The sequence below is a fragment of the Aquitalea pelogenes genome, assembly GCF_001515305.1.
GTDB lineage: Bacteria > Pseudomonadota > Gammaproteobacteria > Burkholderiales > Chromobacteriaceae > Aquitalea > Aquitalea pelogenes.
Genome location: NZ_LNQV01000006.1, coordinates 117,977 through 128,055 on the forward strand (window position 1 = coordinate 117,977; position 10,079 = coordinate 128,055).

The 10,079-nt window shown below is 61.7% G+C and carries 11 protein-coding genes; 10 read left to right on the top strand and 1 reads right to left on the bottom strand.

All coding sequences use genetic code 11. The annotated features are described in order from the left end of the window. The first annotated feature begins 24 nt into the window (after positions 1-24). Together gabP and AWT75_RS04215 are read left to right on the top strand one after the other, a co-directional pair. Complete coding sequence (gabP, locus tag AWT75_RS04210) at positions 25-1,425, top strand: GABA permease (protein WP_045847475.1); 1,401 nt, start codon at positions 25-27, stop codon at positions 1,423-1,425. Between the two features lie 389 nt (positions 1,426-1,814). Further along, positions 1,815-2,480 carry a YiaD family glycine zipper/OmpA-like lipoprotein gene (locus tag AWT75_RS04215; protein ID WP_062787627.1) on the top strand — a complete coding sequence of 222 codons (666 nt, stop codon included), beginning with the start codon at positions 1,815-1,817 and terminating at the stop codon, positions 2,478-2,480. Positions 2,481-2,558: 78 nt separating this feature from the next. Here AWT75_RS04215 and AWT75_RS04220 read toward each other — a convergent pair whose 3' ends face one another. After that, the gene (locus AWT75_RS04220; RefSeq protein ID WP_062787629.1) at positions 2,559-3,479 is read right to left on the bottom strand and encodes a LysR family transcriptional regulator; all 921 of its coding nucleotides are present in this window, start codon (positions 3,477-3,479) and stop codon (positions 2,559-2,561) included. A 3-nt stretch (positions 3,480-3,482) separates the two neighbouring features. On the opposite strand from AWT75_RS04220, the gene AWT75_RS21195 reads away from it, so the two are divergent. The 8 genes from AWT75_RS21195 to AWT75_RS04250 all read left to right on the top strand — a co-directional run. Next, a complete protein-coding gene (locus tag AWT75_RS21195; protein WP_153013237.1) occupies positions 3,483-3,728 on the top strand; it encodes a hypothetical protein in 246 nt (81 codons plus the stop codon). Between the two features lie 58 nt (positions 3,729-3,786). Then, positions 3,787-5,190 (top strand): NAD(P)/FAD-dependent oxidoreductase, encoded by a 1,404-nt coding sequence (locus AWT75_RS04225; protein WP_062787631.1) that lies wholly within the window; start codon positions 3,787-3,789, stop codon positions 5,188-5,190. 38 nt (positions 5,191-5,228) lie between these two features. Further along, complete coding sequence (locus AWT75_RS04230; RefSeq protein ID WP_204376868.1) at positions 5,229-5,549, top strand: cupin domain-containing protein; 321 nt, start codon at positions 5,229-5,231, stop codon at positions 5,547-5,549. Positions 5,550-5,629: 80 nt separating this feature from the next. Continuing rightward, positions 5,630-7,117, top strand: a complete 1,488-nt coding sequence (locus tag AWT75_RS04235; RefSeq protein WP_062787633.1) for an aldehyde dehydrogenase family protein — start codon at positions 5,630-5,632, stop codon at positions 7,115-7,117. 203 nt (positions 7,118-7,320) lie between these two features. Further along, the gene (locus tag AWT75_RS04240; protein WP_062787635.1) at positions 7,321-8,271 is read left to right on the top strand and encodes a fatty acid desaturase; all 951 of its coding nucleotides are present in this window, start codon (positions 7,321-7,323) and stop codon (positions 8,269-8,271) included. Positions 8,272-8,303: 32 nt separating this feature from the next. Continuing rightward, entirely contained in the window at positions 8,304-9,005 is a 702-nt protein-coding gene (locus tag AWT75_RS04245; protein WP_275575680.1) for a glycine betaine ABC transporter substrate-binding protein, read from the top strand. Then, positions 8,960-9,229, top strand: a complete 270-nt coding sequence (locus AWT75_RS23385; RefSeq protein ID WP_275575681.1) for a glycine betaine ABC transporter substrate-binding protein — start codon at positions 8,960-8,962, stop codon at positions 9,227-9,229. The genes AWT75_RS04245 and AWT75_RS23385 overlap by 46 nt, the downstream gene beginning before the upstream one ends. Positions 9,230-9,259: 30 nt before the next feature. After that, positions 9,260-10,079 (top strand): hypothetical protein (locus AWT75_RS04250; protein ID WP_062787637.1); only part of this gene is annotated, 820 nt, incomplete at its 3' end.

A 10,079-nucleotide genomic window follows, 5' to 3' on the forward strand; every position in this document is an offset into this window, starting at 1 on the left:
CTGCCGGTTTTGGGAGAATCTTTCATGAGTGCTTCATCGCAAGGCTTGAGCCACGGGCTCAAGCAACGTCACGTCACCATGCTGTCCATTGCCGGTGTGATTGGTGCCGGCCTGTTTGTGGGTTCCGGCCACGCCATCGCCGAGGCCGGTCCGGCTGTGCTGCTGGCCTATGGCATGGCAGGCCTGCTGGTGGTGCTGGTCATGCGCATGCTGGGTGAAATGGCGGTTGCCTCGCCGGATACCGGCTCGTTTTCCACCTATGCCGACCGTGCCATCGGGCACTGGGCCGGTTACATCATCGGCTGGCTGTACTGGTGGTTCTGGGTACTGGTGATTCCGCTGGAAGCCAATGCCGCCGCCACCATTCTGCATGCCTGGTTTGCCAGCGTGCCGATGTGGGCCTTTGCACTGGGCATCACCATCTTGCTGACCATCACCAACCTGTTCAGCGTGAAGAACTACGGCGAGTTCGAGTTCTGGTTCGCGCTGGTGAAGGTGGTGGCCATCGTGGCCTTCCTGGCCGTGGCCGGTGCGGCCATGTTCGGCCTGATTCCAGGCAGCCAGGTCAGCGGTACTGCACGCCTGTTCGACCAGGGCGGCTTCATGCCCAAGGGCTTTGGTGCGGTGCTGGGTGCCATGCTCACCACCATGTTTACCTTCCTGGGTACCGAGATTGTCACCATTGCTGCGGCCGAATCGGACAATCCGCAGCAGCAAATCACCAAGGCCACCAACTCGGTGGTATGGCGGATCAGCCTGTTCTACCTGGGTTCCATCTTCGTGGTGACCGCCCTGGTAGCCTGGAACGACCCGCAACTGGCCGCCCTGGGTTCCTACCAGCGTACCCTGCAGCTGATCGGCATCCCCAATGCCAAGGCTATTGTTGACGTGGTGGTACTGGTGTCGGTGGCCAGCTGTCTGAACTCCGCGCTGTATACCGCCTCGCGCATGCTGTACTCGCTGTCCAGCCGTGGCGATGCCATCAAGATGTTTGGCGATATCGCGCCCAATGGCACCCCGCAAAAGGCGGTACTGGGTTCCATGGTGGTGGGCTTCATGACCGTGATTGCCAACTACCTGATGCCCAAGGAAGTGTTCGACATCCTGCTGGCCACTTCCGGCACCATCGCCCTGCTGGTGTACCTGGTGATTGCCATTTCCCAGCTGCGCATGCGTCAGCGCATGGAAGCCAATGGCGAAACCCCGGCCTTCCGCATGTGGATGTTCCCGACTCTGACCTGGATCGTGATTGTCTTTATCTGTGCCGTGGTGGTGCTGATGGCCATCCGTCCGGAACACCAGGTAGAAGTCATCAGTACCGGCCTGTTGTCGCTGGCCCTGCTGGTGGTGGGCTGGGTCCGTTCGCGCATGTATGGCACACCGTGGATGGGGTCGCGTGAAGCCAAGGTGGCCACACAGTCCTGATCAGACAGGTTTTCCGATCAAATCCCTTCCTTTGCCCTGTTCGACCCAGAGCATTACTTCCACCCCCGTCAGGGGGTTTTTTTTTATGCAGCTTCTGGCCTGAGCAGACGTGTACTTTTGCTTACACAAGGCACACGTTTGCTTACACGGCTGGTTTGTCAGCGGTTCTATAATATGAATTAATGCAAACCGATGTGTCGCAGCCTGTCTCCGACCATCAGTGAACTTGTCTGCGCCCGCACTGCCTCAGGCAAATGCATGCGACATGCCGGATGGCACCTTGCCATGCATATCCAGCCTTACGACTGCAGACGGCAATCCACCGCCTGCGGCGCGGACCCAACCCTGCCGGTGCCGTGCATGGCACGCATCGCAATGAGGAGATCACGATGAAAAAACTGATGACCACCCTGGTGGCTGTTGCCATCGCCTCGGCCAGCCTCAGCGGCTGTGCCAACATGAACGAAACCCAGCAAACCACCGGCACCGGTGCCGCCGTGGGTGCTGGTGTTGGTGCCTTGCTGGGCGCGCTGACTGCCGGTGGCCATACCGGTCGCAGCGCAGTAACCGGTGCTGCCGTGGGTGCGGCATTGGGGGCTGGTGGTGGTTATCTGTGGTCGCAGCATATGCAAAAGCAGAAAGAGGCCATGGAAAAAGCCTCGCAGGGTACTGGCGTCAGCGTGAGCCAGACCGCCGACAACCAGCTCAAGCTGAATATTCCGAGCGATGTCTCGTTTGACTCCGGCCGTTACGACATCAAGCCGAATCTGCGTCCGGTGCTGGACCGCTTTGCCACCACCCTGCAGCAAAACCCGGTCACCACCGTGCGCATTGTCGGCCATACCGACAACACCGGCAGCGATGCCATCAATAATCCGCTGTCAGTCAATCGTGCCAGCTCCACCCGCGATTACCTGGTCAGCCACGGCGTGGCTGCCAGCCGCATCAGCATCGACGGCATGGGCTCGCGTCAGCCGATTGCCGACAACAGCACCCTGGCTGGCCGTGCTGCCAACCGCCGTGTGGAAATCTTTGTCGGCGAAGCTGGCAAGTAAGCACTGAGCGAGCGCATCGCGCAGTCAGCAAAAAGCCCCCGCAAGGGGGCTTTTGCATGTCGGCCGGGCCTGGCGGTGTCAACTGTTACGGCTTTGCTCCAGTGCTTGCAGAAAGTATTCCAGTACCAGATTGGGCCGTCGTCCCTTGCGCATGGCCACGTTCAGCGGAATGTCGTAACAGAATTGCTGCGGGTGCAAGGGCCGCATCACCCCTTGCGCCACCCAGCCGGCGGCAAAGTGGTCCGGCAAAAAGCCGATATAGCCGCCGGTGAGAATCAGAAAGGCAATGCCTTCCCGGTCGGACGCGGTGGCCGTGCAGTTGAGCGCATGGTGTTGCGCCATGGCGTCCACGGTCAGCCGGTAGTTGGGGGCGATGGCTTCGGCGCTGTGCAGCTCGTCCTGGCTGATATCGCTGTCGGCGCGGGCAAAGAAGGGGTGTTCACGGCTGCAATACAGCAGCGAATGTTCTTCGTACAGCGGCAGGTAGTCCAGCCCGGACAGCGGGTTGATCAGCGGCACCACGCCCACGTGCAGGTGGCCGTCCTGCACGCCCAGTTCGATTTCGCTGGGAGTGGTCATGGAAATATTGATGCGCACCCCCGGCCCGCGCGCACTCAAGGATTTGAGCGCATGGGTCAGGTGCATGTGCGACTGGGTGACCAGATTGTTGATGATGCCGATGTTCAGCTCGCCGCGCAGCTGGTGGTGCAGCTGGTTTACCTCGGTACGGAATTCCTCGATGGCCGACAGCATGGTCTGGCTGGCGTGCAGCACGGCCCGGCCTTCGTCGGTGAGGGCAAAGCCGGCGCGGCCACGCTGGCACAGGCAAATACCCAGCCGCTTTTCCAGATCGCCCATGTGCAGGCTGATGGCAGAACGGCTGATGCCCAGCACGCTTTCCGCAGCGGAAAAGCTGCCGCATTCGACTACGGTCTTGAACAGGCGCAGCAGGCGGATATCAAAATCGCTGACCTGGCCCAGGGATTTTTTTTTGCTCATCAGTTGAGTATTTTTGAAACTGAAGATAAGAAATTCGGGATTTATCTCAACATATCACCTGGTTCAAGCTATGCCAAGCAACAAGCTGCCCATGTACCAACGGGTGCCGGATGGCTGTTGCATGGTGTGGGGCTGCGCAGTGCTACCGGGCTATCCGCCATGATGTCGGCTGCGCCTTGCTGCATCTTGCTGCGCGACTTGCGTGCCAACTGCCGACATCGCATGATCGACACCACGACTGCCGGTTAACGTTGCAGCGCGGTGCATCTCCCTGTGAACTGTCCCATGCCCGAGGAATATCTGTTTTATGCCGCAAATCGTGTTTGAACGTGAGGCACCGCAACAAGAGCTGATCGATGCCGCGCTGGCTGGCAGCGTCAACCGCCCGTTCTGGGGAGATGATGTGGCGCACCTGCGCCGCAGTTTCCCTCCGCTGCAAGGCATGGCCAGCGCTGATCTGGCCATTGTCGGCGGTGGTTTTCTCGGCCTGTGGACCGCCATACTGGCCAAGGAACGTAACCCGTCGCGCTCGGTCACCCTGCTGGAAGGCCGGCAGGTGGGCTGGGCTGCGTCCGGCCGCAACGGCGGCTTTTGTGAAGCCAGCATCACCCATGGCGAGGAAAACGGTGAGCAGCGCTGGCCGGAAGAAATGCCGCAGCTGGAGGCCCTGGGCCTGCAGAATCTGGATGAAATCGAAGCCACCATCCGCCGCTACGGCATCGACTGTGACTTCGAGCGCACCGGCGTACTGGTGGTGGCGGTGGAGCCCTATCAGGACGAGCAACTGCGTGGCGAAGGTTATATGGATGCCGCGCAGATCCGCGCCGAGCTCAATTCGCCCACCTTCCTGTCCGGCATCTGGGAAAAAGACAGCACGGCGATGATCCACCCCGGCAAGCTGGTGCTGGAACTGGCGCGGGTGGCGGTTGAGCTGGGTGTGCAGATTCACGAACAATCCGCTGTCACCGCGCTGCACAGCCGTGGCAGCCGGGTGCGGCTGGCGACGGCGCAGGGCGAGCTGGATGCAGCCCGCGTGGTGCTGGCCACCAATGCCTTTCCCTCGCTGCTCAAGCGTTACCGCTGGCACACCATCCCGGTGTACGACTATGTGCTGATGACCGAGCCGCTCACTGAGCAACAGCTGGCGTCCATCGGCTGGCACAACCGCCAGGGCATTGCCGACATGGCCAACCAGTTTCATTACTACCGCATCACCCGCGACAACCGCATCCTGTTTGGCGGCTACGATGCCGTCTACAACTTTGGCGGCAAGGTGGATGATGCCTATGACGACCGCCCGGCTTCGTTCACCCGGCTGGCCAGTCACTTCTTTACTACCTTTCCGCAACTGGCCGGGCTGCGCTTCAGCCATCGCTGGGGCGGGGCCATCGATACGTCTACCCGTTTTTGTGCCTTTTTTGCGCTGGCGCGTGGCGGCAAGGTGGCCTATGCCGCCGGTTTTACCGGTCTGGGCGTAGGGGCCACCCGCTTTGCCGCCAATGTGCTGCTGGACAAGATAGAAGGGCTGGACACACCGCGAACCCGTTTGCGCATGGTGCGCGAAATACCGCCACCGTTTCCGCCGGAGCCGCTGACCTATGTCGCCGTGCAGGCCACGCGCTGGTCGCTGAACCGGGCCGACCACAACCATGGCAAGCGCAATCTGATGCTGCGCACCATGGATGCGCTGGGACTGGGTTTCGATTCCTGAATCCGTTCGTCCTTTTCTGACCATCCAAGGAAGCAAGCATGTCCAATCCCTTTGCCCTGCTGGCCAATCTCAGCGTGGACGCCACACGCATTGCGCTGGAATATCGCGAAGTCCCGGCCGATCAGGTCATGAGCGGCCCCGCCCGGGTGGGCACGGCCGAGCTGGGCCAGTTGCACGGTTGCAGCATCGGCGTGTGGGAAATGTCGCCCAGTGTCACCACCGATGTGGAAGTGGACGAATTCTTCATCGTGCTGTCAGGTAAGGCCAGCGTGCAGTTTGCCGATGGCGCCCACCGCTGGAATTGCAGCCCGGCACCGTGGGCCATCTGGCTGCCGGCACCGCCACCACCTGGGTGGTGACACAAACACTGCGCAAGATCTACATCGCCTGAGCGGCACAGACCGCCCGGCACAACAATGGCAAGGCAGGAGGAAGAAACATGGAAGTGCGCAACAACTACATCAATGGCCGTTGGCAAGCCTCGGTCAGCGGCGCTACCCGCGACGTCATCAACCCGTCCAATGGCGAAGTGATTGCCCTGGTCACCGACAGCGTGGCCGAGGACAGCAAGCAGGCGATTGCCGCTGCGCGCCATGCTTTTGACCACGACGGCAGCTGGCGGCGCATGGCCGGGCCCAAGCGCGCCGACATGCTGCTGCGTATTGCCGATGCCATTGCCGCCCGCGCCGACGAGCTGGCGGTGATGGACACGCTGGACAATGGCAAGCCGCTGCGCGAAGCGCGCTGCGATGTGGACGATGCGGTGGCCTGTTTCCGCTATTACGCCGGGCTGATTACCAAGCCGCAGGGCGGGGTGTATGAAGTCAGCGACGGCTTTGGCCCGATGCATGCCTATTCCATGCACGAGCCGGTGGGCGTATGCGCGCTGATCACCCCGTGGAACTACCCCTTGCTGATGGCCACCTGGAAACTGGCCCCGGCGCTGGCGGCGGGCAACTGCGTGGTGTTCAAGCCCAGCGAAGTCACCCCGCTGTCAGCGGTGGCCCTGTTTGAAATTTTCGATGCCGTCGGCCTGCCTCCGGGCACCGCCAACCTGGTGCTGGGCAGCGGTCCGGCCGCCGGGCAGGAACTGGCCGCCAGCCATGATGTGGACATGATCACCTTCACCGGCAGCACCCGCACCGGGCAGACCATTGCCGCCGCGGCAGTGGGTAACCTGAAAAAAGTGGGGCTGGAACTGGGTGGCAAGTCGCCCAACATCATCTTTGCCGATGCCGATCTGGAAGGCGCGGTGGAATGGGCGATGATAGGCGTGTTCTTCAACCAGGGCGAAGTATGCTCGGCCGGTTCGCGCATCCTGATTGAAGCCAGCATCAAGGACCGCTTTGTCGCCCGACTGGCCGAACGTGCCAATGCCATGACCATTGCTCCGGGCATGAAGGATGCCGACATGGGCGCGATTGTGTCCGCCGCGCAGCTGGAAAAGGTGCTGGGCCATATCGCGCGCGCCAAACAGCAAGGCGCAACACTGGTATGTGGCGGCGAGCGCTATGTCGAGGGCGAGTGCGCCAACGGTTACTTTGTGCGGCCCACCATTTTCGACAATTGCACCCGCGACATGGACATCGTGCGCGAGGAAGTCTTCGGCCCGGTGGTGGCCATCCAGACCTTCACCACGGAGGCCGAAGCCATCGCCATGGCCAATGACACACCGTACGGCCTGGCTGGCGGGGTGTTCACCAGCGATGGCGCACGTGCACTGCGGGTGGTGAAGGAAGTCCGTGCGGGCGTCACCTGGATCAACTGCTACAACCCCACCTTCAACGAAGCACCGTGGGGCGGCTACAAGATGAGCGGCTATGGCCGCGATCTGGGCGTCAACGGCCTGCTGGAATACCAGCAGGTGAAACAGGTGAGCATCAATCTGCAACCGGGCCTGGTGGGCTGGTATCCGCAGCGCGGCTAACACAGGGCAGGGGGATGCATGGCCCGCACCCCCCATGTGCATACAGACGGCTGATGGCTTGCCATGGCGGCATCAGGCTGTGTCGGAAGTCATGACAAATGTGAAATTTTCTGCAGTACATGTGACTTTTTCTTGGTTTGAAAACACCTGCCTGATGTCTACATTAAGCGGCTCACTTGAGGAGCTGCTTTATGTATTGCTCAATGCATCATTCCGTTTGCGCATACCGGGAAGCCGATATCGATGTCTCCGGTAGCGAGGCTGATACGGCACCACCGGCGCAGCAAGACTGGTTGCTGCGGCTGGAACTGCCCACCTGGCTGCTGATTGCCGTCATCTACGGCGGCTGGTTCGGCACCGTTGCGCTGTGGCGCCAGTTGGGGCCGTGGCTGGGCACGCCGCTGCTGATTGTGCTGACCAGCTGGTATATGTCGCTGCAGCACGAGCTGATTCACGGCCACCCGACGCGTCATGGCTGGCTGAATGCCTTGTTCGGCCAGCTGCCGCTGGCAGTGTGGTATCCCTATGCGGTTTATCGTGACACCCACCTGGCACATCACCGTGATGAAAGCCTGACCCTGCCGGGCGTCGACCCGGAGTCCTACTACAGCCGCAGCTTGCCGGGCACTGCCTTGGCCCGCAGCCTGCGTCGCTGGCGCGATACCGCACCTGGCAGGCTGCTACTGGGCCCCGGCTGGGGCTGGCTGGCCACGGTGGGCGCGGCCCTGCGTAGCGGTCAGCGGCAACAGCTGCTGGTATGGGGCAGTCATCTGCTATTGTTGGGTTTGTTGTTGCTGTGGTTGCGCCAGGCCGGCATCGCTCCGTGGTACTACCTGTCGTGCATTGCCTATCCCGCACTGGCGCTGGCCATGGTACGTTCCTTTTACGAGCACCGGGCCGTGCCGGATGCTGCAGCCCGCTCGGTGCTGAACGAAGCTGCCTGGCCGTGGCGACTACTGTTTCTCAACCTGAATTACCATCTGGTGCATCACCTGCATCCGGGCCTGCCCTGGTATCGCCTGCGTCAGGCTTATCTGGCCGAACGCCAGCATTACCAGCAACTCAGTGGCGATTTTGTCGAGCAGGGTTACCTGCAGTTGCTGTGGCGGCATCGCCACCGGCCGGTCATCGACCCGCTTCATCCCTTTGCCTGAAGTGTCGCTTTTCATCCATCAAGAGGAATACCATGACCCAAGCAAAAATTTCCCGTCGCTGGCTGTTGGCAGCTTTCGCGCTGAGCGTTTTCTCCGGCCAGAGCATGGCGGCCGATGCGGTACGGGTTGGCTCCAAGATCGATACCGAAGGTGCCTTGCTGGGCAATATCATCCAGCAGGTGCTCGAAGCCAATGGCATCAAGACCGTCAGCAAGGTGTCGCTGGGTAATACCAAGGTGGTGCGCGGTGCCATTACCGCTGGTGAAATCGACATCTATCCGGAATACACCGGCAATGGCGCGTTTTTCTTTGCCGATGAAAGCAACCCGGCCTGGAAAAATGCCGAGGCGGGCTATCAGCTGGTGAAAAAGCTGGATCAGGAAAAAAACCGTATTACCTGGCTGACGCCTGCGCCGGCCAACAATACCTGGGCCATTGCCATCCGCAAGGATGTGGCGGCAGCCAACAAGCTGAAAACGCTGACTGACCTGGGCAACTGGATCAACAAGGGCGGCCGCTTCAAGCTGGCGGCATCGGCCGAGTTCATTGAACGCGCCGACGCGCTGCCCGCCTTCCAGAGCGCCTATGGCTTCAAGCTGAAGCAGGACCAGCTGCTGACCCTGGCCGGTGGGGACACTTCTGTCACCATCAAGGCGCCGCCGAGCAGACATCCGGCGTTAACGCCGCCATGGCCTACGGCACCGATGGCCCGGTGGCCGCGCTGGGGCTGGTGACGCTGGATGACGTCAAGGGCGTGCAGCCGATTTACGCACCAGCGCCAATCATCCGCAGCGAGGTGCTGGCCAAGCAGCCCAAAATCGCCACCGTGCTGAAGCCGGTGTTCCTGTCGCTCACCGGCCCTACGCTGCAAAAACTGAATGCCAGCATTGCCATTGAAGGCCGCGATGCCCGCAAGGTGGCGCAGGATTATCTGAAGAAAAAGGGCTTTATCAAGTGAGCGTGCGGTTTTTGCCAGCAGGGGTGACCCATGCGTCTGCATAGCCGGGTGCGCCTGCTGCTGGTGTTGCTGTCGCTGGCGGCGGCGCTGGGCCTGCCCCTGCTTACCTATGCGCCCAACCGCCTGCTGACCGGGCAGGGGATTGGTCTGCTTGATTTGCTGCAAAGCGGCTCCGGCCTGCGCTGGCTGGCACTGCTGCCTGCCTTGCCCTTGCTGCTGGCCGCGTGGTGGCAGCCGGGTGTGTGGCGGGAGCGGGCGGTGTATCTGGCGGCGTTGTGGCTGGGGGCTGCGCTGTGGTGGCTGGCCGGCAGCGAGGCCACGCTGCGTGCCGGGGGCGAGGATGCGCTGGCGCGGGTGTCGTTTGGTGGTGGCTTCTGGCTGTTGCAGCTGCTGCTGTTGTTGCAACTGGCCGAGGCGCTGCAAGTCCTGGCTGCCGGTTTGCCACAACGGGTGTTACTGCTGTCGCTGGCCCAGCTGCCGCTGCTCTTGCTGTTACTGAGCGGCAAGCTGGACAGCCTGTCCTTGCTGCGCGAGTACCACAATAACCAGGATGCGTTTGACGATGCCCTGCTGCGCCATGTGCAGCTGGTGCTGTTTTCCGTGCTGCCGGCACTGCTGCTGGGCGGCGTGCTGGGGGTGTGGGCCTATCGTTCGGCCCGTTTCGCCGGGCTGCTGTTTCCCGTGCTGAATGTGTTGCAGACCATTCCGTCGATTGCGCTGTTCGGTTTGTTGATCGGCCCGCTGGCCTGGCTGGGGCGGCAGTTGCCCGGCCTGGGTATTGCCGGGGTCGGGCTGGCACCGGCCTTGCTGGCACTCAGCCTGTACGCGCTGTTGCCGGTGGTGCGGGGCA